Annotated in this window: 26 protein-coding genes; 14 read left to right on the forward strand and 12 right to left on the reverse strand. The window is 56.7% G+C overall.

The features are described 5' to 3' along the window. Positions 1-190: 190 nt before the first annotated feature. The 6 genes from dps to ybiO all read left to right on the forward strand — a co-directional run bounded on the left by dps (position 191) and on the right by ybiO (position 5,918). Positions 191-694: a DNA starvation/stationary phase protection protein Dps gene (gene dps / locus AB6T85_RS04930; protein ID WP_125288897.1), complete on the forward strand. Its 504-nt coding sequence runs from the start codon at positions 191-193 to the stop codon at positions 692-694. A gap of 95 nt (positions 695-789) precedes the next feature. Next, positions 790-1,053 (forward strand): DksA/TraR family C4-type zinc finger protein, encoded by a 264-nt coding sequence (locus tag AB6T85_RS04935; protein WP_253454781.1) that lies wholly within the window; start codon positions 790-792, stop codon positions 1,051-1,053. A gap of 266 nt (positions 1,054-1,319) precedes the next feature. Then, positions 1,320-2,066, forward strand: a complete 747-nt coding sequence (glnH, locus tag AB6T85_RS04940) for a glutamine ABC transporter substrate-binding protein GlnH (protein WP_253454782.1) — start codon at positions 1,320-1,322, stop codon at positions 2,064-2,066. A gap of 81 nt (positions 2,067-2,147) precedes the next feature. Next, positions 2,148-2,807 carry a glutamine ABC transporter permease GlnP gene (glnP, locus tag AB6T85_RS04945; protein WP_125288792.1) on the forward strand — a complete coding sequence of 220 codons (660 nt, stop codon included), beginning with the start codon at positions 2,148-2,150 and terminating at the stop codon, positions 2,805-2,807. Continuing rightward, on the forward strand, positions 2,804-3,526 hold the full coding sequence (glnQ, locus tag AB6T85_RS04950) for a glutamine ABC transporter ATP-binding protein GlnQ (protein WP_125288793.1): 723 nt from the start codon (positions 2,804-2,806) through the stop codon (positions 3,524-3,526). Before glnP ends, glnQ begins: the two co-directional genes overlap by 4 nt. A 160-nt stretch (positions 3,527-3,686) precedes the next feature. Next, positions 3,687-5,918 (forward strand): mechanosensitive channel protein, encoded by a 2,232-nt coding sequence (gene ybiO / locus AB6T85_RS04955; protein ID WP_369895047.1) that lies wholly within the window; start codon positions 3,687-3,689, stop codon positions 5,916-5,918. A 21-nt stretch (positions 5,919-5,939) separates the two neighbouring features. Here ybiO and rlmF read toward each other — a convergent pair whose 3' ends face one another. Beyond that, the gene (gene rlmF, locus AB6T85_RS04960) at positions 5,940-6,872 is read right to left on the reverse strand and encodes a 23S rRNA (adenine(1618)-N(6))-methyltransferase RlmF (RefSeq protein ID WP_253454783.1); all 933 of its coding nucleotides are present in this window, start codon (positions 6,870-6,872) and stop codon (positions 5,940-5,942) included. Between the two features lie 125 nt (positions 6,873-6,997). Here rlmF and AB6T85_RS04965 point away from each other — a divergent pair, with 125 nt between their 5' ends. The 5 genes from AB6T85_RS04965 (at position 6,998) to AB6T85_RS04985 (ending at position 10,465) form a co-directional block, all read left to right on the forward strand. After that, positions 6,998-7,630 (forward strand): flavin reductase family protein, encoded by a 633-nt coding sequence (locus tag AB6T85_RS04965; protein WP_253454784.1) that lies wholly within the window; start codon positions 6,998-7,000, stop codon positions 7,628-7,630. A gap of 271 nt (positions 7,631-7,901) precedes the next feature. Further along, on the forward strand, positions 7,902-8,426 hold the full coding sequence (locus AB6T85_RS04970; RefSeq protein WP_253454785.1) for a 5' nucleotidase, NT5C type: 525 nt from the start codon (positions 7,902-7,904) through the stop codon (positions 8,424-8,426). An 80-nt stretch (positions 8,427-8,506) separates the two neighbouring features. Then, positions 8,507-9,661 carry a M20 aminoacylase family protein gene (locus tag AB6T85_RS04975; RefSeq protein WP_301251258.1) on the forward strand — a complete coding sequence of 385 codons (1,155 nt, stop codon included), beginning with the start codon at positions 8,507-8,509 and terminating at the stop codon, positions 9,659-9,661. Between the two features lie 95 nt (positions 9,662-9,756). Continuing rightward, complete coding sequence (locus tag AB6T85_RS04980) at positions 9,757-10,332, forward strand: hypothetical protein (RefSeq protein ID WP_253454787.1); 576 nt, start codon at positions 9,757-9,759, stop codon at positions 10,330-10,332. Next, the gene (locus AB6T85_RS04985; protein ID WP_253454788.1) at positions 10,313-10,465 is read left to right on the forward strand and encodes a hypothetical protein; all 153 of its coding nucleotides are present in this window, start codon (positions 10,313-10,315) and stop codon (positions 10,463-10,465) included. Before AB6T85_RS04980 ends, AB6T85_RS04985 begins: the two co-directional genes overlap by 20 nt. A 196-nt stretch (positions 10,466-10,661) precedes the next feature. Here AB6T85_RS04985 and ybiB read toward each other — a convergent pair whose 3' ends face one another. The 6 genes from ybiB to AB6T85_RS05015 all read right to left on the reverse strand — a co-directional run bounded on the left by ybiB (position 10,662) and on the right by AB6T85_RS05015 (position 16,302). After that, complete coding sequence (gene ybiB / locus AB6T85_RS04990; RefSeq protein WP_253454789.1) at positions 10,662-11,633, reverse strand: DNA-binding protein YbiB; 972 nt, start codon at positions 11,631-11,633, stop codon at positions 10,662-10,664. Between the two features lie 20 nt (positions 11,634-11,653). Further along, positions 11,654-13,816 (reverse strand): ATP-dependent DNA helicase DinG, encoded by a 2,163-nt coding sequence (gene dinG, locus AB6T85_RS04995; protein ID WP_253454790.1) that lies wholly within the window; start codon positions 13,814-13,816, stop codon positions 11,654-11,656. Positions 13,817-13,943: 127 nt separating this feature from the next. Next, the gene (locus AB6T85_RS05000) at positions 13,944-14,720 is read right to left on the reverse strand and encodes a DUF3750 domain-containing protein (protein ID WP_369894939.1); all 777 of its coding nucleotides are present in this window, start codon (positions 14,718-14,720) and stop codon (positions 13,944-13,946) included. Positions 14,721-14,907: 187 nt separating this feature from the next. Beyond that, positions 14,908-15,276, reverse strand: a complete 369-nt coding sequence (locus AB6T85_RS05005) for a helix-turn-helix domain-containing protein (protein WP_253454792.1) — start codon at positions 15,274-15,276, stop codon at positions 14,908-14,910. Positions 15,277-15,346: 70 nt separating this feature from the next. Next, the gene (locus AB6T85_RS05010) at positions 15,347-15,619 is read right to left on the reverse strand and encodes a type II toxin-antitoxin system RelE family toxin (RefSeq protein ID WP_301251263.1); all 273 of its coding nucleotides are present in this window, start codon (positions 15,617-15,619) and stop codon (positions 15,347-15,349) included. A gap of 152 nt (positions 15,620-15,771) precedes the next feature. Then, a complete protein-coding gene (locus AB6T85_RS05015) occupies positions 15,772-16,302 on the reverse strand; it encodes a GNAT family N-acetyltransferase (RefSeq protein ID WP_369894941.1) in 531 nt (176 codons plus the stop codon). Between the two features lie 217 nt (positions 16,303-16,519). On the opposite strand from AB6T85_RS05015, the gene AB6T85_RS05020 reads away from it, so the two are divergent. Continuing rightward, entirely contained in the window at positions 16,520-17,251 is a 732-nt protein-coding gene (locus AB6T85_RS05020) for a MerR family transcriptional regulator (RefSeq protein WP_253454795.1), read from the forward strand. 132 nt (positions 17,252-17,383) lie between these two features. Continuing rightward, a complete protein-coding gene (locus tag AB6T85_RS05025; protein ID WP_125288804.1) occupies positions 17,384-17,488 on the forward strand; it encodes a protein YohO in 105 nt (34 codons plus the stop codon). On the opposite strand, the gene AB6T85_RS05030 is transcribed toward AB6T85_RS05025, so the two are convergent. Genes AB6T85_RS05030 through osmF form a run of 4 tightly spaced genes read right to left on the reverse strand, consistent with a single transcriptional unit; the run spans position 17,475 to position 21,217 of the window. Beyond that, positions 17,475-18,200 (reverse strand): ABC transporter permease, encoded by a 726-nt coding sequence (locus AB6T85_RS05030; RefSeq protein ID WP_253454796.1) that lies wholly within the window; start codon positions 18,198-18,200, stop codon positions 17,475-17,477. The two genes, AB6T85_RS05025 and AB6T85_RS05030, sit on opposite strands and share 14 nt — an antisense overlap. Position 18,201: 1 nt before the next feature. Further along, complete coding sequence (locus AB6T85_RS05035) at positions 18,202-19,134, reverse strand: ABC transporter ATP-binding protein (RefSeq protein WP_301251265.1); 933 nt, start codon at positions 19,132-19,134, stop codon at positions 18,202-18,204. Continuing rightward, on the reverse strand, positions 19,131-20,285 hold the full coding sequence (locus AB6T85_RS05040) for an ABC transporter permease (RefSeq protein WP_369894943.1): 1,155 nt from the start codon (positions 20,283-20,285) through the stop codon (positions 19,131-19,133). The genes AB6T85_RS05035 and AB6T85_RS05040 overlap by 4 nt, the downstream gene beginning before the upstream one ends. 14 nt (positions 20,286-20,299) lie before the next feature. Beyond that, positions 20,300-21,217, reverse strand: a complete 918-nt coding sequence (gene osmF, locus AB6T85_RS05045) for a glycine betaine ABC transporter substrate-binding protein OsmF (RefSeq protein ID WP_301251268.1) — start codon at positions 21,215-21,217, stop codon at positions 20,300-20,302. A 183-nt stretch (positions 21,218-21,400) separates the two neighbouring features. Between osmF and AB6T85_RS05050 the strand changes: the two genes are divergently transcribed. Next, complete coding sequence (locus AB6T85_RS05050; protein WP_369894944.1) at positions 21,401-22,891, forward strand: MFS transporter; 1,491 nt, start codon at positions 21,401-21,403, stop codon at positions 22,889-22,891. Here AB6T85_RS05050 and idi read toward each other — a convergent pair. Continuing rightward, complete coding sequence (idi, locus tag AB6T85_RS05055; protein ID WP_369894945.1) at positions 22,860-23,408, reverse strand: isopentenyl-diphosphate Delta-isomerase; 549 nt, start codon at positions 23,406-23,408, stop codon at positions 22,860-22,862. The genes AB6T85_RS05050 and idi overlap by 32 nt on opposite strands. Between the last annotated feature and the right edge of the window lie 54 nt (positions 23,409-23,462).

Here is a 23,462-nt window from a genome sequence, read left to right on the forward strand (position 1 = left end):
ATCTTTATCAATCTAAATGAGAATATTTATTAATCGCATTCGATAAATTATTCCTCTTTAATACCAGTCAGTTAAACCCTAAGGCCGCTACTATTTGTGCGATAGGCAGTATCGTGATGGCAATGTTGAAAAGCGCTGCTATACTTATTCGGTACATTCAGGACAACTGACCATTAAGAGGATATTAATGATGAGTACCGCTAAACTGGTAAAAACGACTGCGACCGATCTGCATTACACCCGCAACAACGTGGCCGATGAGGAAAAGAAAGCCACCATTGAGGTGTTGAATCGTCTGGTAACGGAATTCATTGATTTGTCCCTGATTACCAAACAGGCGCACTGGAATATGCGCGGCGCTAACTTTATTGGCGTACACGAAATGCTGGACGGTTTCCGCACTACGATTACCGATCATCAGGACACCATTGCAGAGCGCGTAGTCCAGCTGGGCGGCGTGGCGTTGGGCACCACTCAGGTAGTGAACGATCGCACTCCGCTGAAAAGCTATCCGCTGAACATTCATACCGTTCAGGATCACCTTAAAGCGCTGGCAGAACGCTATGCCGTTGTCGCTAACGATACTCGTAAAGCGATTAGTGAAGTTGAAGACGAAGACACCGCAGATATCTTTACCGCCGCTTCCCGCGACCTGGATAAATTCCTGTGGTTTATCGAATCTAACATCGAGTAAGTCGATGCGGGCTGCGCTCAGTAGCCCCACTTTTCATAGCGTGGTTTGCGAGCAGATGAGGCCTTTCATCTGCTCTTCTTATATGGAGGAAAGCGATGGCCAGTGGTTGGGCACGTGATGATGCCGTACAGGAACAGATCGACTCAACGGTAGAAGATGCCGTTAATCGCGCCCGGCGCGCCATTCATCATGGCGCCAGCGCAAAATATTGCGAAGAGTGCGGGGATGCCATTCCTGAAGCTCGCCGTCTGGCCCTGCCCGGCGTGCAATATTGTATTCAATGCCAGGCACAGCGAGACAAACAGCAGCAGTCGACGCTTTTTAATCGCCGCGGCAGTAAAGACAGCCAGCTGCGTTAATCACGCGAGCGCTCTCGCACCCTTTCCTTTTTTACTTTGTTTTTTATCCTCCGCCAGGTTAAAACTGGATTGCACCATAATGAAACCAGCGCACTGTTTTGGTGCCTCATTATGGTGCATCGCGCTACTTAAGGCGTAATTATCCCTGTTAAATTGACTCAACGTGCTGTTTTCAATATATTTTGAAAACCTGGCATAGTTTTTTCATATGGCTGCTGGCATTCAATCGGACAAGGCGCTTGTCCGACTGCAATAAGGATAAAAAGATGAAGTCACTTGTTAAGTTTTCCCTGGCTGCGCTGACGCTGGCGTTTGCCGTCTCTTCTACCGCCGCAGAAAAAAAGCTGGTTGTCGCCACCGATACCGCCTTTGTTCCTTTTGAGTTCAAACAGGGTAACCAATATGTGGGCTTCGATGTGGAGCTGTGGGCGGCTATCGCGAAGGAACTGAAGCTGGACTATACCCTTAAACCAATGGATTTTAGCGGTATCATTCCGGGTCTGCAGACGCGTAACGTCGATCTGGCGCTGGCCGGTATCACTATCACTGACGCCCGCAAGCAGGCGATTGATTTCTCCGACAGCTACTACAAAAGCGGTCTGCTGGTGATGGTCAAAGCCAATAACGACAAAATTCAGGGTCTGAAAGATCTTGATGGCAAAGTCGTTGCGGTGAAAAGCGGCACCGGCTCCGTGGATTACGCTAAGCAGCACATCAAAACCAAAGATCTGCGCCAGTTCCCTAATATCGATAATGCCTATATGGAGCTGGGCACGGGCCGTGCGGACGCCGTGCTGCACGATACGCCAAACATCCTTTACTTCATTAACACCGCAGGCAAAGGCCAGTTCAAAGCCGTAGGCGAATCGATCGAAGCGCAGGATTACGGTATCGCCTTCCCGAAAGGCAGCGACGAGCTGCGTGAAAAAGTAAACGGCGCGCTGAAAACGCTGCGTGCAAACGGTACCTACAACACAATTTATAAAAAATGGTTCGGTTCCGAGCCTAAATAATCGCTTTTACTTTTCGCAGGCGCGCTGTGCGCCTGCGTTTTCCACACCAACGAAATATGGTTTTGATCCGGAGAAATAAGAATGCAGTTTGACTGGAGCGCCATCTGGCCATCTATTCCGGCCCTGCTCGAGGGCGCCCGCCTGACGCTGTGGATATCCGTCCTCGGCCTGATTGGCGGCCTGATTATCGGCCTTATAGCGGGTTTTGCCCGCGCTTACGGCGGCTGGCTGTCGCGTAATATCGCCCTGGTCTTTATTGAACTGATCCGCGGCACGCCGATTGTCGTGCAGGTGATGTTTATCTATTTTGCGCTGCCGATGGCCTTTAACGATTTGCGCATCGACCCTTTTAGCGCGGCAGTGGTCACCATCATGATTAACTCCGGCGCTTACATCGCTGAAATTACCCGTGGCGCCGTGCTGTCAATCAATAAGGGCTTTCGTGAAGCCGGTCTGGCGCTGGGTCTTTCCAGTCGCGAAACGCTGCGCTACGTTATCATGCCGCTGGCGCTGCGCCGTATGCTGCCGCCGCTGGGTAACCAGTGGATCGTCAGCATCAAGGATACCTCCCTGTTTATCGTTATCGGCGTGGCGGAGCTGACTCGCCAGGGCCAGGAAATCATTGCCGGTAACTTCCGCGCGCTGGAAATCTGGAGCGCCGTAGCCGTTATCTATCTGTTTATTACGCTGGTGCTGAGCTTTGTTCTGCGTCGCATTGAAAAAAGGATGAAGATCCTGTGATTGAATTTAAAAACGTCTCCAAACATTTTGGCGAAACGCAGGTTCTGCATAATATCGATCTGACTATTAAACAGGGCGAGGTCGTGGTGATTATCGGGCCGTCCGGCTCCGGCAAATCCACGCTGCTGCGCTGCATTAACAAGCTGGAAGAGATCACCACCGGCGAGCTGATTGTGGACGGGCTGAAGGTCAACGATCCTAAAGTAGACGATCGCCTGATCCGCCAGGAAGCGGGCATGGTGTTCCAGCAGTTCCATCTGTTCCCGCAGATGAGCGCGCTGGATAACGTCGCTTTTGGCCCAATCCGCGTACGCGGCGCCAGCAAAGCCGATGCGCAGCGTCTGGCAAAAGAGCTGCTGGGCAAGGTCGGCCTGGCCGAACGCGCGCACCATTTCCCGTCGGAGCTTTCCGGCGGCCAACAGCAGCGTGTGGCCATTGCCCGCGCGCTGGCGGTCAAGCCGAAGATGATGCTGTTCGATGAGCCAACCTCCGCGCTGGATCCGGAGCTGCGTCATGAAGTGCTGAAGGTAATGCAGGACCTGGCGGAAGAAGGCATGACCATGGTTATTGTGACGCACGAAGTGGGCTTTGCGAAGAAAGTCGCTTCACGCCTGATCTTTATCGATAAAGGCCGCATTGCGGAAGACGGCGATCCGGCAGAGCTGATTGATAACCCGCCGGGCGCACGCCTGCAGGAATTCTTACAGCACGTCTCCTGATCTCTTGGGGCGGTCAGGCCGCCCCGCTTTCCCGGCCCGCTCTTAAAAAACCCTCCCCCACCTCTCTCCTTTTCTTTGTCCGGCTATACTTGCTGCTCGACGTTTCTTTGCGCCGTTAAAGGAGAATATGATGTCGGGAACCCCGCCCTTCTGGCGCTGTATGTTCAGATGGCTACCGTTAGTCGCTGCTGTTTTTTGCTGTCAGGCTGAGGCCGTCAGCCTGCCTGTCGCCGCCGTTGCGGCGTCCCGGTCGCAACCCGCGGCCGATGCTTCCGGCGAACCGAGCCTGGAAGAGAAAAAAGCCGCCTACGCCGCGCTGGCCAACATTTTGCAAAATGATCAATCGCGAACCGAGCTGATTAACCAGCTACGGAGCGCTTCCGAAAGCACTGCTAAAACTGAAGATCCCGTGCTGACGCCGCCGGATGAAGAAGAAGATAAAACGGTGCTGGAAAGCGTCACCGACGTCAGCCGTCAGTTTGGCAGCGAGGTGCTGGGTAAAGTAGAAAAACTCCACCGCAATATCGTTAACGCTCCTCATAAAACCTTTAACCCAAAAACTTTTTATAACGCGCTGAGCCACTTTGCGATGCTGGCCATCGCCCTGTTCGCTTTCTACTGGCTGCTCTGCCGGGCGGCGACGCCGCTTTATCGCCGCATGGGGTCATGGGGCCGCCGTAAAAATAGCGAGCGCACCAGCTGGCTGCACCTCCCGGCGATGATCCTGGGCGCGTTTATCATTGATTTGCTGCTGCTGGGCATCGCGCTGTTTGTCGGCCAGATGCTCAGCGATACGCTCAATGCCGGTAGCAGGACGATTGCCCGCCAGCAGGGCCTGTTCTTAAGCGCTTTTGCACTGATTGAATTCTTCAAGGCGATCCTGCGGCTGATTTTCTGCCCGCGCTATCCGCAGCTGCGTTTTTTCCATCTTTCTGACGAGCGCGCTAACTACTGGAATACGCGGCTAAGCTGGCTGAGCAGCGTTATCGGCTACGGACTGCTGGTTATCGTGCCTATTGTTTCTAATCAGGTTAACGTGCAGGCGGCGGCGCTGGTTAACCTGGTTTTGATGTGTCTGATCACCGGGTGGGCGCTTTATCTGATTTTCCGCAACCGCCGCCCCGTGCAGCTGGCGCTGGTTCAGCTGGCCGACCGCTCGATGAGCTTTTTTTCACTGTTTATCCGCGCTTTCGCCGTCATCTGGCACTGGCTTGCCAGCGCCTATTTTATCGCGCTGTTTCTGCTCTCGATCTTTAACCCCGGCGACAGCCTCAGATTTATGATGTCCGCTACCGTGCGTTCGCTGGCAATAATAGGGCTGGGCGCGCTGATTTCCGGCGTTCTCAGCCGCTGGATCTCAAAAACCATTATTCTCTCGCCAGAGCTGCGTCGCAACTATCCCGAGCTACAAAAAAGAGTGAACGGCTGGGTTTCCATGATGCTGAAGCTGGCGCGTACGCTGACGGTGTTTGCCGTCTGCCTACTGCTGCTGAACGCCTGGAATCTTTTCGACCTCTGGCATTGGCTGACGGTCGGCGCAGGCGTGAAGCTGGTAGATGTGATCATCCGTATTGTCATGATCCTGTTTTTCTCGGCGGTGGGCTGGACACTGCTTGCCAGTCTGATCGAGAGCCGTCTCGCTTCCGATTCTCACGGCAGGCCGATGCCCAGCGCCAGAACTCGCACACTGCTGACGCTGTTTCGCAACGCGCTGGCCGTGGTCATCAGTACCATCACTATCATGATCCTGTTGTCGGAAATCGGCGTGAATATCGCGCCGCTGCTGGCGGGCGCAGGCGCGCTGGGCCTGGCGGTATCCTTTGGTTCGCAAACCCTGGTTAAGGATATTATTACCGGTATTTTTATTCAGTTTGAGAACGGAATGAACACGGGCGATTTGGTCACTATCGGCGCCATTACCGGCACGGTGGAGCGCATGTCAATCCGCTCGGTGGGCGTCCGCCAGGATACCGGCGCTTACCATATTATCCCCTGGTCTTCGATCACCACCTTCGCCAATTTCGTGCGCGGCATTGGCTCTTTCGTGGCGAATTACGATGTGGATCGCAGTGAGGACAGCGATAAGGTGAATGCCGCGCTGCACGAGGCGGTGGACGAACTGATGCAGGACGAAACCATTCGCGGCATGGTTATTGGCGAGCCTAATTTCGCCGGACTGGTCGGGCTGACCAACCAGGCCTTTACCGTGCGCGTCTCCTTTACTACCCAACCGCTGAAGCAGTGGACGGTGCGTTTCGCGCTCGACAATAGGGTGAAGAAGCATTTTGATGCGGCGGGGATCAAAGCGCCGCATCCAACGGTGCAGGTCATGCAAAACGGCAGCGGGCTGGACGCCGCCGCCGCTGTGCCTGCGTTGCCTGCGCCGGAGTAACGGACGGCCGTACTGGCGGTATTAAAGACGGCTCATCTGGCGTTCGCGAGCCGTCTTTTCCATAAAGGTCCAGGCGATAAAACGGCTCTGCTTTTGGCCCTGAGCCATTTCCACGGTGCGTACGGCCACCGCATCGACCTGCTCCAGTGCACGCCACAGCTCGGGCAGGTTTTCGCGGCGGGACACCAGCGAAGTAAACCACACGCACTGTTTCGCAAAATCCACACTTTCATTAATCATGCGGCTGATAAAGGCTTTTTCGCCGCCTTCACACCACAGCTCCTCCTGCTGGCCGCCGAAATTTAACGGCGCGTTTTTATCCAGACCGAGATTACGCACCTTGCGCTGGGTGCCCTGCTGCGCTTCGCTGGCGGACGCGTGAAACGGCGGGTTGCACAGCACGGCATGATACTGCTCGTTTTTATGAATAACGCCGTGAAAAATCGCCTGCGTATTTTTCTGACGACGCAGGCGAATACCGCGATTCAGGCCCGGATTGGCGGCGATAATGGCGTTAGCGGCGCGCATCGCCTCTTCATTGATTTCGCTGCCGGTAAAGCGCCACTCATATTCCCGATAGCCAATCAGCGGATAAATGCAGTTGGCACCGCAGCCGATATCGAGCACGTTAATATTGCGCGGCGCGACGGCGCGGTTATCTTCCGCCAGCAGGTCGGCCAGATGATGAATATAGTCAGCCCGGCCCGGCACCGGCGGACAAAGAAAACCATCCGGGATCGCCCACTGTTCAACCTGATAGAAATGCTTCAGCAATGCCTGATTTAACATTTTTACCGCGGCCGGATCGGCGAAATTCACCGATTCATCACCGTACTGATTAACCGCCACAAACTCCGCCAGCGGCGGATGACTGGCAATCAGGGCAGGAAAATCATAGCGGCCACGATGGCGGTTACGGGGATGAAGCTGGGTTTTTTCGACAATCTTTTTCATGAACGGCTCTCTTATCTGCAGGCGCGTAAGATACCTGCTGCGGTAAAGATCGTAAACAATTCCCGCCTTTTTTCCCACGGCGAAGCGGCTACTATGTAATAACTATCCCTTTATCAGGAGTTCAGATGTCCTCTTCCCGCCATACTTATCAACCGCGTCTTGGCCACGGTCTGCCTCATGATCCTTTGAACGCCATTATTGGCCCGCGTCCCATCGGCTGGATCAGTTCCCAAAGCGCCAGCGGCGAGCGCAATCTGGCGCCCTACAGCTTTTTTAACTGCTTTAACTATAAGCCGCCTATTATTGGTTTCTCCAGCCAGGGCTGGAAAGACAGCGTGGCGAACATCGTGGAAACAGGCGAGTTTGTCTGGAACCTGGCTACCCGCGAGCTGGCCGTGGCGATGAATGAAAGTTCGGCTTCGCTGCCGCGCGGCGAGGATGAATTCGCTTTTTCCGGCGTGACGCCCATTCCCGGCACGCAGGTAGCGGTCAGCATGGTAGCCGAAAGCCCGGTGAATTTTGAATGCAAGCTGACGCAGGTTATCCAGCTGCAAGACGCCGACGGCGGCAAGCTGGAGCAGTGGCTGGTGCTGGGCGAAGCGGTGGCGATACATATCGATCACAAGCTGCTGGAAAACGGCATCTATCAGACGGCGAAAGCCAACCCTATATTGCGGGCGGGCGGCCCCAGCGCCTATTACGCCATTAGCGACGATTTACGTTTTGATTTGGTACGGCCGGACGCGCGCCAGTCCTGAGCCGTTCTGTGCCGCCTTGTACAGGGCGGCTTAGATCGCTTTCTTTTAGCTTATACAGCATTGCTATCAGGCAAGCTCGCCGGGCAGCCTGGCGCAGATATGCTGGCGGCCGCGCCGTAAGCGGCCGCAGCCACGAAAAGCCTGAGTGAACGGCCACGCCCCGCGCTGTTTTTAGACGCGCAGCTCTGCTTTTCAACGCGAGCAGGAAACCCTGCTGCGCACCTTTTTTTGGTATGATGTTATGCATCCCGAAAGCCATCATGGAGTGATAATGAAGAGAATTGCTATTGATATGGATGAGGTCATTGCCGATTTCCATCCTAAAATGGTCGCCACGTTTAACCGCCATTTCTCGCTGGAACTGGCGCACAGCGAATTCAATCTGTTCAGCCTGGCAGAGGAAAAGCCCGAGATGCTGCAGGAGATTTTTAGCCGGGTCAGCGAAGACGCGGAATTTTTTGGCGATCTGGGCGTCATTGCCGACAGCCAGCGCGTGATTGAGGCGCTAAGCCATCGTTACGAGATTTTTATCACCACGGCCGCCATGCAGATGCCCTCTTCGTTTAATGCAAAATTCCGCTGGTTAAATACCCATTTCCCGGCCATCAAACCCAGTAATATTGTGTTCTGCGGCAACAAAAGCATTATCAATGCGGATTATATGATTGATGATAACGCTCATAATTTCACAGGGTTTTGCGGAGAAGGCATCCTTTATAGCGCTCCGCACAACCTGCAGGTAACCGGCTACAGGCGGGTTAAAAACTGGCAGGAAATAGAGAACCTGTTGCTCTGAGCTCCCTCACTTTTGAAAAATACCTGTCAGGCAGCAGTGCCGCGCTCGCCTTCCGGCTTATCGTCCGCAAAGGAGAAGATATGATCCCCGTTTCGCTGATTCAGGAAGCCATTGAATGGCGCAGACAGTTTCACTCAAGGCCGGAGCTGGGCTATCACGAAGATGAGACTTCACAGCGCGTAGCGGCGCTGCTGCGCGAGTTTGGTTTGCAGGTGCATACGGGCCTGGCAGGCACCGGCGTGGTGGGCACGCTGGAGAACGGTCCCGGTCCCGCTATCGGTTTTCGTGCGGATATGGACGCCCTGCCCATCACCGAGCTGGGCGATGCGCCGTGGCGCTCCTCGCAGCCTGGCGTGATGCACGCCTGCGGACACGATGGCCACACGGCCATGCTGCTGGCGGCGGCGAAACATCTCAGCGCCACGCGGCGGTTCAGCGGCACGCTGCATTTTGTTTTCCAGCCGGCGGAAGAAAACCTGGGCGGTGCCAGAAAAATGGTCGCCGACGGCCTGTTTACGCTGTTTCCCATGGACGCTATCTACGGCCTGCATAACTGGCCAGGCCTGCCGGTCGGTCATGTGGCGGTGAACAGCGGCCCCATGATGGCTTCGCTGGACGCTTTCGAAATTACGCTGCGCGGGAAAAGCTGCCACGCGGCGATGCCGGAAAACGGCGCAGATCCGATCGTAGCCGCCGCGCAGCTCATTCTTGCGCTGCAAACTATCCCGGCCCGACGCCTGTCGCCGCTCTCCTCTGCGGTAGTCAGCATCACGCAAATTAATGGCGGCGAAGCCATTAACGTTATCCCGGAAAGCGTGGTGCTTCGCGGCACGCTAAGATGCCTGCAGGCCGATGTGCGTAGCCGGGTGCGCGGCATGATTGACGACTTTGTCACTACTTTTACCGCGCCGCTGGGCATTGACGGCAGCATTGACTACCTGACCGATTACCCGGTGACCTGCAATCACGCCGCCGCCGCACAGCAGGTTCGCGACTGCGCGCTGGCATTACTGCCGACAGAACAGGTGCACTGGGAAACCAGCCCATCAATGGCGTCGGAAGATTTTGCCTGCATGCTGGAAGCCTGCCCCGGTGCCTATTTCTGGATAGGTGCAGACGGCGAGGTGCCTTCTGCTCCGCTGCATAACGCCCGCTACGATTTTAACGATGATGTTATCCCGGAAGGCGTTACGTTCTGGACGGCGCTGGCGGAAAAGCTTCTGCCGCTCGGATAAGCGCCATGCGCTTTCCGGCCCGACGGGAAGGCTGCCTCGCTTTTTAGATCCACTTCAAAAAAGAATGCAAGAAGCAGGCAGGCACGTAAAAAACTTTGCGTGACCTGTTCCGCTTCATGAAAACGTCGCTGACTTCACGGCCAAACCGCTTTATCCTGACGGCAGATTTTTCAGGGAAGGCGGGATTTATGCACAGAACGCGAAGCGTACTGCCGGATGGCAGACACGCCATGTTATATCGGGTTGAGGCAGGCGAAGCGGGCGTTTACCTGGTGCAGTTAACGGAAATTGTTACGGTTGAGGATTCACTTATTAATTTGCCGCAGGGGCTACTGACAGGTAAACGACCGCACAGGCTAACGTTGAAGGGCGGCTGTTATGATATCGCTTTTGACAGCCTGGATAATATCGAAGCCGACACGCCCTTTTTTAAAAGGCGATTTAGGGGTCAGCGCGCGCAGGCTCTGAACTGCATTATTGATTATATAATCGACAAGCACTACACTGCGTACCGGCCTTATTGCTATACGTTTTTGGCTTTTGACGAACTGCTTTCACGAGCTTATCGCTTGCGAATACTACAGCTCAGCAGAAGCCAGCCGCAGCGGATAGCCGCCGTTTACCCAAACCTTGATCCTCACAGGAGGGGTTATGCCGTTAAACTCAGATAAACCCACCAGGCCGCTGACGCTGGAAGAGGCCATCGCGCTTAAAGCCCGGCGGATGAAAGCTGTTTATGAGCACTTTCAGAAGCAGGACAAAAAGCGCAGCGCATCCGTTATTTTTTTCAGGCCGGATGCGTAACCGCCAGGTAAGGCTTGCAAAGCCTTACCTTTCGAACGCTTACCTGCCCGGCGAAGCCATTCACCCGGCAAAACTTTCAACCTCAGCCCGGCGAAGCGTTCAATCTCAGTCAGGCGAAACGTTCAGCCTCAGCCCGGCAAAATCGTTTCCCCGATAAACAGCTTATCGCCGCCCTGGCTAAAACGCTCGGTCCGCCTCAGTATCCGGCCTTCGCGATTTGCTCCAGCGCGCTCTCTACGTCCACCGCGCGGCCCGTAGCGACGTAACAGCAGGCGATCTGCTGACGCAGCGACTGCGGTACCGCTACTTCGCGATTGAGGCAACGCCTGATCCATTCAGCCGTTGTTTCAGCCTCTTTACCCGCAGGCAGCGCGTCGCGGGCGATATGGCTTTCCGGCTGGCGTGGTAACAGCACCTCTGGCTCCTCTCCGGCAATCAGGTTCAGCGCCGGGCAGCGCTGCGGATTGGCATAAACCTCGCCTTCCGTACCGTTAAGCAGCAGCGCGCGGCCGCCGATGGCCTGGAAGAATTTGCCCACGCGCGGGATATATTCCGGGTGCGACACGCTGGAAAGCCGCAGCGCCGCATCTTCGCCAAACGGCGTCAGCAGCTTCGCCAGCGTATGCGCGCTGTTGCGTACGCCCAGCAGCCAGCGCAGCGAGAGCTGCCGCGCCAGCGGCGCGCAAAGCGTTTCAACCGACACGAAGACCAGTTTGCCCTCTTCCAGCCGCTGCTGCGCTTCCTGCATGTCCGATACCGCCTTAACGCCCAGCGCGGCAAACACCGCCTCACTGGTAACGCGAGTCGGGTCATCGCTAACGCCGTGCACCACCACAGGAAAACCGAGCAGGGAGAGCAGTAGCGCCAGCAGCGGCGTCAGGTTCGCCTGTTTACGCGCGCCGTTATAGCTTGGGATCACCACCGGCATAGGCAGGCTGGCAGGCGGCTGTAGTTTCAGCACGCGCGCCTGTACGGCCTGATAAAAGCCGAGCATCTCCTCCTCGCCCTCGCCTTTGATTCGCAGCGCAATCAGGATAGCGCCCATCTCAAGCGGCGACACCTCGTCCGCCAGCATCCGGCTGTAAAGCTCGCTGGCGGTAGCGAAATCGAGGTCGCGGGCATGATTTTTCCCTCGGCCGATCTCTTTAATAATTTTTGTATAGTCCATGCTTCTGCTCTGTTGGGTTGTTAGCGACGGCGGCGACGTACGGTTTTCTTACCCGGTACGGCCGCAACGGCTTTTGGCGGCTCCCCCGGCGGCATAGGCGGCTGCTCAATGGGGAAAACCGGTAGCGCGCCCAGCAGGCGCGCGCCATAGCTTTTGGTCAGCAAACGACGATCGTAAATCACTATCTCGCCGAAACAGTCGTGGCTGCGGATCAGCCTGCCCACCTGCTGGATCAGGTTAAAGGAGGCGCTCGGCAGGCTTTGTACTTCAAAAGGATAGCGCTTCAGGCTTTTCAGCCATTCGCCCTCCGTCAAAATAACCGGACTGTCCACCGGCGGAAAGGCAATTTTATGGATATGCACCTGCGACAGCAGGTCACCCTTCAGATCCAGCCCTTCGGCAAAGGATTGCAGGCCCACCAGCACGCTGGTTTCGCCCTGCTCCACCTTTTTACGATGTAGCGCCACCAGCGCCGGACGCGGCCTGTCGCCCTGCACCAGCAGCATCAGCCGCAGCTCCGGCAGGTAAGAGATAAACTGCTGCATCGCCCGCCCGCTGGCAAACAGCACCAGCAGCCCTTTGTGTTTGCCTTCTTTAATCTGCTGGCGGAAAAAGTGCGCCATTTCCGCCAGGTGTTCCACTTCGTTAGCCAGCATCGGCTCGTAGCGCATCTGCGGGATAATCAGCTTGCCCTGCTCAACGTGGTTAAAAGGCGAATCCAGCGCGACAAAGCGATCGCCCGGCTTTTCGCTCAGGCCCGCCATTTCCTGCAGGCGCTGAAAGCTGTTCAGCGAGCGTAGCGTGGCCGAGGTCAGCACCACGTGCGGGATTTTACGCCACAGCAGTTTTTCCAGCTGCTCGCTGACGCGGATACCGGCGCAGTGAAACAGCAGGTGCGGGTTACCTTCACGCAGCTCGCGCGTCACCCATTTGGACACCGGCGCGCCGGAGGCCTGCGCCATTGAGGCGAGCCGCCACAGCTTGCTGCTGGCCTCGAACCAGCCCAGCGCGCGGTTCATCTGGATCAGCGTACGGTGCAGGCGCACTACGTCGAACTGCCCCGTTTTTTCACTGAGATCGTTCAGCAGCGCCTCTGCCAGCCCGCGCAGCCCGTCGCTGAGTTTGAACAGGCGCGCGCACAGCGTCATCACCTCTTCCGGCAGCTGGCCCATCTCGAAACGGTATTCGCCTTCCTGATTGCCGGGCGGCAACAGCTGCACCAGGATTTGCGACAGCTGTTGCAGCTGCTCGCGCACCTCTTCACAGTGGGCTTTAAGCCGCTCCGGATTGCCAAGATGCGGCGGCTTTTTCGGCCGGAACTGCGCCATACACTGTTCAACCAGACGACAGAAAAGGTCGAGCTGTAACGTGCTCCAGGCGGGCGTGATATCCCCGCTCATTTCCAGCGCGTCGCGCGCCACGTCCGGCAGGTGGTGTCCTTCATCAAGTACCAGCAGCAGATTTTTCGGCGGCGGCAGCACCGATTCCGTTTCCAGGGCCGCCATGACCAGCGCATGGTTAGCCACCACCACGTCGGCGTTTTCGATTTCCCGCCGGGCCAGGTAGAACGGGCATTCACGGAACCAGTGACAGTTGCTGCCCAGACAGTTGGCTTTATCGGTACTGATGCGCTGCCAGAGCGAATCTTCAATCGTCTCTTCGCAGTGGTCGCGCAGGCCGTCCCACTGATGGCGATCGAGGTTTTTCGCCAGCGTAGTACAGAGCGCCCGCTCATCCTTGCTGGCGGTCATTTCATCATCAAGAAACAGCAGCAAATCGCCCTGCTTTTCTTCATCGCCGCCCAGCGCGGACAGGTTGCGCGGGCAGACGTAGCGACCCCGGCCAAACGCGGCGGTAAAACGCAGATCGGGGATGATCTTCTGCAACAGCGGCAGATCTTTCGTGAAGATCTGATCCTGCAGCGCCACGTTGGCGGTGCTGACCACCAGCGGCTTATCTTCCGCACGGCTGACGGCGATACCGGGGATCAGATAGGAGAGCGTTTTGCCGACGCCGGTCGGGGCTTCAATCGCCAGATGGCGCCCTTCGTCGCCCGCCAGCGTTTTCGCCACTTCGGCAATCATCTGCCGCTGCGGCGCTCGGGAAATAAAATCGGGGATTTGCTGCTGGAGAGCCTTATACCAGCCGGCAATTTGCGCTTTTAACGCGGCAGTTAGCGCCATATCAATCACTTTTTATTGAAACGGCCTGTATTTTTACACAGTATTTCGTTCAGCAATAGTCCCTGAAGGTTAATCCTGCGGCACGGCTCGCAACCTGGTGCTGTCCGCGCCTGCTGACGGGCCGAATTTACTCGCCGCTGTCCGTTTCGATTTTATTGGTGCCCAGCCTGCCGGTAAAAGGCAGCCGCAGCGCCGGATGCTTAAAATCGATGCCGAAATTAAAGGCCAGCACGTTAAACTCTACGCCTTCCTCCGCACCCAGCGTCAGCCCAAGCACGCCCAGCAGTGAAACCTGCAAGCCTTTGCCTGAGGCGGGCAGCCCCACCGGACGGCTCAGCGGGCGGAAATCTTTACCGATGGCGTTCGCAGGCAGATCGAGCTTCAGCTTCGGCACTTCTCTGCCGATATGGGCCAGAAAAGTATTGCTGTTGGGGCCGGGCCAGACCCGATAGCTGTGCGGCCAGGGATAGCTGCCGATAGCGGCTTCGATCGACGGGATCATCGCCGCCGCGCGTTCGCCGCGATGATCGACCAGCAGTCTGGGCTTAGCGCCAAACCAGTAGCCGTCGGGCAAAGCGTAATTATGGCGAATAACGTTGCTGCTGCCCCAGCTGACCACCTCGTAGCGGTGATACTGGCTCTCGCCGGCCTTTTTAAAAATGATCCACGGATGGACGGCGAACAGTCCACGCCAGCCAAAGGTCGGCGCGGTATAAACCTGCACGATGGCCGTATCGATAAACTTCTGCGGATCGGGCGCCATCTCTGCCGAATCACGTCTGGCTGTGGACCAATGTTGGCCATTGATGGCGACGCCGCTGTGGGTCGCCTTAACGTAGCTCTGCGCGAAAGAGAGCAGCAGCATACAGATAAAACTGATACCTATCACTTTTACAAGGAACATAATACCTTTGGCTGCCCGCAGCTGCGGGTCGGATCAGAGAGTGGGATAACATCAGCGAGCAGCATGCTGTCGCTTAAGGTGTGAGCAGAATCACATTACTGAAAACCGGCGCGGCATTCAATCTTTGTCCACCGCATGCCGTCGTGAGTAAAATTCACAAAAACCGGCCGGTTGCCCGGCCTTTTAGTTATTCGTCAGTTAATTGCTCTGGCTGGCAACCGTACAGCTCCGCCAGCTTGTGCAAATTAAAATTGCGTGGTCTCTCGCTTTTTTCCATGGCTGATACAGAAGCCTGAGTAATGTTCAGCGCCTCAGCGACCTGCTTTTGGGTCAGGCCACGATAAAGACGCCACGCCGCATGAAGCGTTACGCCTTTTTGCACAGAAATATCGACTACCTCGCCGGGGATAAAAGCATCATCATTTTTTCCCGCAACATAGGGTACTGATTCCCATAATTCAGCCAGATCGGCGCTTTGCGTTAGTTTTTCAAATAGCGCTATTGGCACTATTGCCGCCTTGCGATTTCCGGCGCTGTCAGTGATGAATTCAATCATATCGTTTCTCATTGTAGTAGACCGGCAATAATGAAGTTATTTAAGACAAATTCGGCAAATCGAATTTTATTCAATAAGTTTTGCTGGTACGCCTCGCAATTTGCTGGATGGCAATGATTTTGGGTTCCCCGTCTTTTACATAGTCGAATAATACCCGATAGTTACCCCATCTTAGCCGGTAATCGGCTTCACCTGCCGTCAAGGGCTTTACGTCCAGATTTGGCGTGTGCAGCGGAAAATTTTTTAACTCATTCACCGCTGCGTTAATCGCTTCTCTGTCGCTTTTGCTTTTGATAGCAAGAAGTTGTTTCCGCGCTGCTTTGCGCCATTTCAGTTCCGGCATTCCTTGCCCACCTTTTAAAGGATACATCCTTATCAAACTCGATAAATATAGATATTATATTCTATGAGAACAACATAAAAATAGAACTACGTCGTGTTTTTATCTATAAAAACTGGCGACGGCTATTGTATCCGGGACTGCGAGGGCTGTAGCTATACACCCGCCGTGACCTGTTTGTACATAACGGTAGTCGCTTCCGGTTCGCCACGGGTCGAGAGAGCAAAATACGGGATCTGCCCGCAAACCTGCCAGCCCTGCGCCAGGTAAAGCTGCTCGGCCGCATCGCCGGAGCGCGTATCAAGCACCAGCAGCGTTTTGCCCTCCTGCTCCGCCAGCCGTTCAGCGCGGCCTAACAGCTCACGAGCGATGCCCTGCCGTCTGGCATCAGGATGTACCAGCAATTTGGCAATTTCTGCGCGATGAGAGCCGTTTGGCTTGCCACAAAATTCTACGATGACCGTGCCGACAATTTTCTGCTGTCGACGTGCAACCAGCAGCCGCTTTTCGCCGCTGGCGAGGCTGGCGATTACCCCTGTCCAGAACTGTTTCATAGGTGCAGGTTCGTTACTGACAAAGCCGATACTGGCGCCCAGCGCAACACAAGCGCTCAATACATTGTATAATTCATCCTGGCCTTTAGCGGCCTCTTCTGCGGTAAGAAGCGAATAAGTGATAGTGGTCATAAGTAGCAGATCGTCCTGTAAATCGTGCTTTGGCGACACGTGGATTAACGGGTAGACTACCGTTATCGTGCGTGACGGAGACTGAGGGTTTCCCGCCACGTTTCAACAAGATATACGACGTGGCGCCTCGCCCGGCAAGTTGTACAATTAAATAATAGTTGTACAACAATAGAGAGTTGGTTAGGCTCAGGGGAGTCAAACAGGTTTAAGGAAAGGCATGGCTTTATACAGTATTGGTGACGTCGCCGAACGCTGTCGGATAAATCCTGTTACGCTTCGTGCGTGGCAGCGCCGCTACGGTTTGCTGAAACCGCAGCGCACCGAAGGCGGCCATCGTCAGTTTGATGATGAAGATATACAGCGTATTGAAGAGATTAAACGCTGGATAGAGAGCGGCGTACCGGTAGGCAAAGTTAAAGCGCTGCTGGAAGGCGAAAGCGTTAACGCGCACGACGGCTGGATGACGCTACAGGAAGAGATGATGACGGTATTGCGTCACGTCAGGCCCGCTAAGCTCAGAGCAAAAGTGGCAACGGCAGGTCGGGAACATCCGGCGGCGGCGCTGATTGACCATGTTTTTATTCCTATCCGTCAGCGACTGAACCTGGATCAAAACACGGCCAGAACAATGTGCAGCCTGCTTGACGGCATCCTGATCGATTACGTGACCTTCTGCCTTGCAGGCAGCCGCAAGAAGCCCGGCAAGGATGCGCTGATTATTGGCTGGGGCACGGAAGATCGTACGCGCATCTGGCTGGAGGCCTGGCGTCTGTCGCAGCAGGGCTGGCGTATGGAAGTGCTGGCCGAACCGCTGGAGATGCCGCGTCCCGAACTCTTTCCCGGCCAGCAGCTGTTTATTTTCACCGGTAAGCCTCTGACGCGCCGCCAGCAGGAGCAGATCGCCCACTGGCAGGAACAGGGCTATGCCGTGGCGCATCAGGCCGCTTAGCTTGAGGGTCATCGTCGCCAGCGCCCTGCTGGCCTTGCCTGTTTTCTCCTGCTAAAAACCAGCAAAGGCTTAACGTCCGCTCAGTAAAAGCGATATACTTTGCTCTCTTTTTTACGGCAGGCGGATAACGGTATGAACTGGCAAAAAATCGGCGTAATTTTTATCTTCTTAATGATGGCGCTGGGCGGTATCGGCGGCGTCATGCTGACCGGCTACACCATTCTTATTCGCGCTTAAACCGCCGTAGCAGGCGCTCGAAAAGGCGGTCCGTCACGATCGCCAGCAGCGCTACCAGGCAGGCTCCCTGTAAGATATAGGCGGTATTAAAGCCGCTCAGACCGATAATCACCGGCGATCCCAGCGTGTTAGCGCCCACCGTTGAAGCGATGGTGGCCGTGCCGATATTAATAATCACCGAAGTGCGGATCCCGGCCAGGATCACCGGCGCGGCCAGCGGCAGCTCTACCTTAAACAGTATTTGACGCGGACTCATACCGACGCCCGCCGCCACCTCGCGCAAAGTCGGCGGCACCGCGTCAATACCGGCCAGCGTGCCCTGTAAGATCGGCAGCAGCCCATACAACAGCAGCGCGACCATCGCAGGCTGTTCGCCAAAGCCGATAACCGGCACCGCCAGCGCCAGCACGGCCACCGGCGGGAAGGTCTGACCTGCGGCCACCAGCGTTTCTACTACCGAGCGAAACGCCTTTCCCGCCCGGCGCGTTACCGCAATACCGGCGCCCAAACCCACTATCACCGCAGCGAAGCTGGAGAACGCCACCAGCCGGATATGCGCCAGCGCCAGCCGGATAAAGCTTTCCTGCTGGTAAAGCGGCCTGTCGAGCTGGGGAAAAGCGCGCGCGAACAGCGGGCCGCTATAGGGCATCAGCAGCAGCAGCGCTACAAACAGTAAAATCAGCCAGAGGAGCGGATCGCGAAGCAGGCGCATATTATGGCTTCTTTTGCCGCAGTAAATCGGCAAAATGCAGCACGCCGAGCGGCTGCTGATTGCTGTCCCGTACCGCCAGCCGGTCGGTTCCACGCGCGATAAACAGCGACAGGGCTTCGCGCAGCGTCAGCGTTTCCGCAATGCCTTCCTCCTCCAGCCATTCGTCTCGCCGCGCCGCCTCGCCTGCCAGCCCCAGCGAAAGCAGGCGAATACCCCATTCGCTCTGGCCGAAAAAGCGACGCACAAAGTCATTAACGGGTTTTGTCAGCAGCGCCGTCGGCGTGCCCTGCTGCACCACTTTGCCGCCGTCCATTAAGACCAGCCGGTCTGCCAGCGCCAGCGCCTCGTCGATATCGTGCGTTACCAGCACTATCGTCTTGCCGGAAAGGCGATGAATACGGGCAATTTCCTGCTGAAGCGTGGCGCGAGTCACCGGATCGAGCGCGCCGAAAGGCTCATCCATCAGCAGCACTTCCGGATCGGCTGCCAGCGCTCTGGCCACGCCAATACGCTGCTGCTGCCCGCCGGAAAGCTGATGCGGATAGCGATGGCGAAACGTCTCTTCCATATTCAGCAAGGCCAGTAGTTCACTGACGCGCGCGTCGATTTGCGGCTTGCTCCAGCCCAGCAGTTTCGGCACGGTGGCGATATTTTTTTCTACCGTCCAGTGCGGGAAAAGCCCGGTGGACTGGATAACGTAGCCCATTCGCCGCCGCAGCGCCTGCGGGTCGAAGCGACGGATCTCTTCGCCGCCAAAACGTATCGCGCCCTTATCGTGTTCGATCAAACGATTAATCATCTTCAGCGTGGTCGATTTACCGCAGCCGGACGTGCCGATCAGCACGGTAAATTCGCCTTTGGCGATATGCAGCGTCAAATCGCTGACCGCCGCCTTGCCCGCAAAATATTTACTCACCTCTTTGAATTCAATCACTGGCGTTGTATCCCGGAGAGCAACAGCTTAAATAACGTATCCACCGCCACCGCCAGGGCGATAACAGGGATCACCCCCAACATGACCAGATCCAGCGCGCTGCTGAGCAGCCCCTGAAAAATGACGGCCCCGAAGCCGCCCGCCCCGATCAGCGCGGCGATAACCGCCATGCCGATGGTTTGCACCGCCGTGACGCGCAGACCGGCAAGCAGTACCGGCAGCGCCAGCGGCACCTCGACCTGGCGGAATATCTGGCCGCCGCTCATGCCCATGCCCCGCGCGGTTTCAATCACCGCTTGCGGCACGTTCTGCAACCCGCTCACAACGCTACGCACCAGCGGCAGCAGCGCATAGAGCACCAGCGCGATTAGCGCGGGCGCCATACCGATGCCGCTGATGCCGAACGTGGTCAGTGCCGGAAACTCGCGCGCCAGCCCGCTGAGCGGGGCGATAAGCAGGCCAAATAGCGCGACGGAAGGCACGGTCTGAATGATATTCAGCGTGGCGAAAACCGATGACTGTATGGCCGGACGACGACAGCAGTACCAGCCCAGCGGCACGCCGATCAGCAGCGCCGGCAAAAGCGTGCCGCCCAAAATCAGCAGGTGTCGTGACAGCGCCTGGTCGAAGACATCGCGCCGGTTGGCATACTCTTTCAGCAGGGAAAGCGCGTCGAGCTGGCCGCTCAGCAGCAAAAAGACCGCCGGCAGCCAGATCTGCGCGTTCAGCAGCAAACGCCATAGCGCCTGTCGGGTCAAACGGCTGATGGCATCTGTCGCCATCAGCAGCGCCAGCGCGGCTGCCAGCCAGAAGCCGCTGCCCAGAGAGGTTCTTGCCAGCGGATGGCCCTGCTGCGCCAGCGAGGCGGCCGCATAACCGCCAGCGGCGATCAGCGCGATAAACAGCGTTTCGCTACAGAGCAGCGTTAAGGCCAGGCTGGTGCGCTTCTGCGGCCAAAAAGCGAGCAGCATCAGTAACAATGCGGGCAGCAACAGCCACCAGCCCAGGCCGTTGGCTACCTGTTGCAGCCCAAGCGGCTGACCGGAAACAAGCCGGTTCGGCGCCCAGTTGAGAAACGGCAGCGCCGTCAGCGCTGCCATCAGCAGCAGCGCCAGCGTCAATGTGACGCGGTTATGTACCCGAATAGTCATTTTGCCGCGCGTGGCTACAGATTTTTCTGTTGCAGATAGTCGGCGGCCACTTTTTTCGCGTCCATCCCTTCTACCGCAATTTTGGCATTAAGCTGCTGCAGCGTTTTTTCATCCAGCGAGGCGAAAACCGGCTTCAGCCAGTCGCCGATTTGCGGATACGCTTTCAGCACCGCTTCGCGGATAACCGGCGTCGGCGCGTATACGGGCTGCACGCCCTTGGGATCGCTCAGCGTTTGCAGGCCAAGCGCCGCTACCGGGCCGTCGGTGCCGTAAGCCATCGCCGCGTTAACGCCGGAGGTTTGCTGCGCTGCCGCTTTCAGCGTAACGGCCGTATCGCCGCCCGCCAGCGACAGCAGCTGATCCTGATCCAGCTTAAACTGATAGGCACGCTCAAAAGCGGGCAGCGCGTCGGGCCTTTCGATAAACTCCGCCGAGGCCGCCAGCTTAAATTCGCCGCCGCTTTTCAGCCAGGCACTGAGATCGGCCAGCGTGGCGAGCTTGTTTTTCTGCGCCACATCGCCGCGTACCGCGATGGTCCATGTATTGTTAGCGGGCGACGGCGTCAGCCAGATCAGATGATTTTTCTCGCCGTCGAGCTTCTTAACCAGCTGATAGCCTGCCTGGGCATTTTTCCAGGCGGGGTTTTTCTCGTCGTGGAAGAAGAAAGCGCCGTTGCCGGTATATTCCGGATAGATATCCAGTTCGCCCGCCGTGATGGCGCCCCTGACGACCTGCGTATTTCCCAGCTGAATTTTGTTCACGGTTTTTACGCCGTGTTTATCCAGCACCTGTAAAATCAGGTTGCCCAGCAGCGAACCTTCCGTATCAATTTTCGACCCGACCTTTACCGCCTCCGCCGCCTGCGCGCCGCCCGCCATCGCCAGCCAAACCGCCAGCGCCAGCGCGCCGCCCAATCTTATGCTTTTAGCCATTTCGCGTTTCCCTGTTATCGACTCAGCTTCAAGAGTAGCTGAAGAATTAACCACTTAAAACCGCCGCCTTACAACTAAATTACATTGCGCCGTTTGGTTGTAACTTATAACGAGCGGGAATTTAACTCTGCCAGCGCCGGGAGTATGCTCACAAACCACACCACTAAAACTGAATATAACCTCATGACTGACTTAACGGCTGAATCGCATGTCGCCACGGCAGGGAGCGAGCCAACGGGCGAAACGTTGTTTATCCGTCAGGCTGCGGACGTTGCAACGCTGGTCAACAACAGTACCCAGGCGCGTAGCAATGCGCATATCGTGATCGCGATTGCGCTGGGTGGCGTGTTTCTGGACGCCTACGATCTGGGCGCGCTGGCGTTTGGCATGAAGGACGTAACCAAAGAGTTTGGCCTGACGCCTGCGGGCGCAGGCATGGTGGCTTCCGCTATTGCCTTTGGCGCTATCGTCGGCGCGCTGATTGGCGGCTATCTCACCGATAAAATTGGCCGCTACCGCGTGTTTATGGCCGATATGTTTTTCTTTGTGGTGGCCGCGCTGGCCTGCGCTTTTGCGCCAAACGAATACGTACTGGCGGGCGCGCGTTTTGTGATGGGGCTGGGCGTGGGCATCGATCTGCCGGTAGCGATGGCTTTTTTAGCGGAGTTCTCAAAGCTGAAAGGACGAGGCAACAAGGCGGCCAGCATTGCCATGTGGTGCCCTACCTGGTATGCCGCTATTTCTGTCTCTTATCTGCTGGTGCTGTTTTTTTACTCGGTGCTACCGGAAGCACAGGCGGGCTGGCTGTGGCGGATTATCCTGGGCTTTGGCGCGGTACCCGCGCTGCTGATTATCGCCGTTCGCAGCCGCTATATGAGCGAATCGCCCGTCTGGGCCGCTAACCAGGGCGATTTGCATGGTGCGGCCGCTATTTTACGGCGCTCTTACGGCATCAATGCACAGGTGGCGAAAGAAGCCGATCTGACGCCCGCCGTGCCGGTTCGTCGCGCCAGCTGGCGCAACTATGGCGAACTGTTTAAGGGCATTTACCTGCGTCGTACGCTGCTCGCTACCGTTACCGCCGTCGCTTCGGCTTTCGCCTATAACGCCGTTGCGTTTGGATTGCCGGTGATCCTCTCCAGCTTTCTGGCGCAGTCGATGCTGACCACCATCCTGGTCTCGCTGGCGCTGAATCTGCTGTTCGCCTTTGTTGGCGGGCTGCTGGCGGTACGTTTAGTGCCGCGTCTGGGCGCCTGGCGGATGACGGTAGCTGGCTACGGCTGCCAGTTTGTGGCGCTGCTCGGCCTGGCGCTGGTAGGCAGGCCGGACGACGGCACGCAGGCGGCGGTGTCTGTCGCCATGCTGGCGCTGTTTCTGCTGGGCCAGGGCTTTGGGCCAGGCTCGCATACCATGACTTTTGCCTCGCTTAGCTATCCAACCTCGCTACGCGGCGTGGGCGTGGGTATGAACCAGACGCTGATGCGCGGCAGCTCTACCCTGTCGCTGTTTCTGTTTCCGCTGCTGTCGGCGGCGCTGGGTACTAACGTATTCTGGGTTATCGGCTTTGCGCCGCTGGCGGGCCTGCTGGCGCTGCTGCTGGTACGCTGGGAGCCGTCAGGCTACGACGTGGACGCCGAGGATTTTACGGCTGAACCGCCAGCGCGGCCGCAGTAAAGCGGGCAAATTCGGCGGGGATGCGGGCAAAGGTATGCAGAAACCACGGCGTAAAACGCTCGGGGTGCGCCGCCATTTCCTGCTGAATTTCCGGCAGCGAAGCGTAGCGCCAGTCGTCTGCTTCTTCCGGATTAGGCTGCGGCAGCTCATCGCTCAGGGTAAACAGGACGTGACCATATTCATGTTCGATCAGGCCATTTGCCAGCGGCAGGTAATAGCTCAGCTCAAACATGGGCTGTAGCCTCAGCGATAACCCCATTTCTTCATTGAGGCGTCGCTCGGCCGCGTGTCGCGTCGACTCTTCCGGGTAAGGATGGCCGCAGGTGGTGTTGCTCCACAGCCCGCCGCAGTGGTATTTACCGCTGGCGCGCTGTTGCAGCAGCAGCTGATGGTGGGAGTTAAACACGTAAACGGTGACCGCGCGATGCAGCAATCCTTTCTGATGAACCTCAAGCTTTTCCATTCGACCGATGGCGCGATCCTGGTCATCGACCAGGATAACTTCGATTGCAGACATGCACACCTCTTAAGAATTATCTCAGATAATTGTGGCATATCTTTGGCGGTCGTG

The organism is Erwinia aeris (assembly GCF_041224955.1).
In the GTDB taxonomy this organism is placed as follows: Bacteria; Pseudomonadota; Gammaproteobacteria; order Enterobacterales; family Enterobacteriaceae; genus Erwinia; species Erwinia aeris.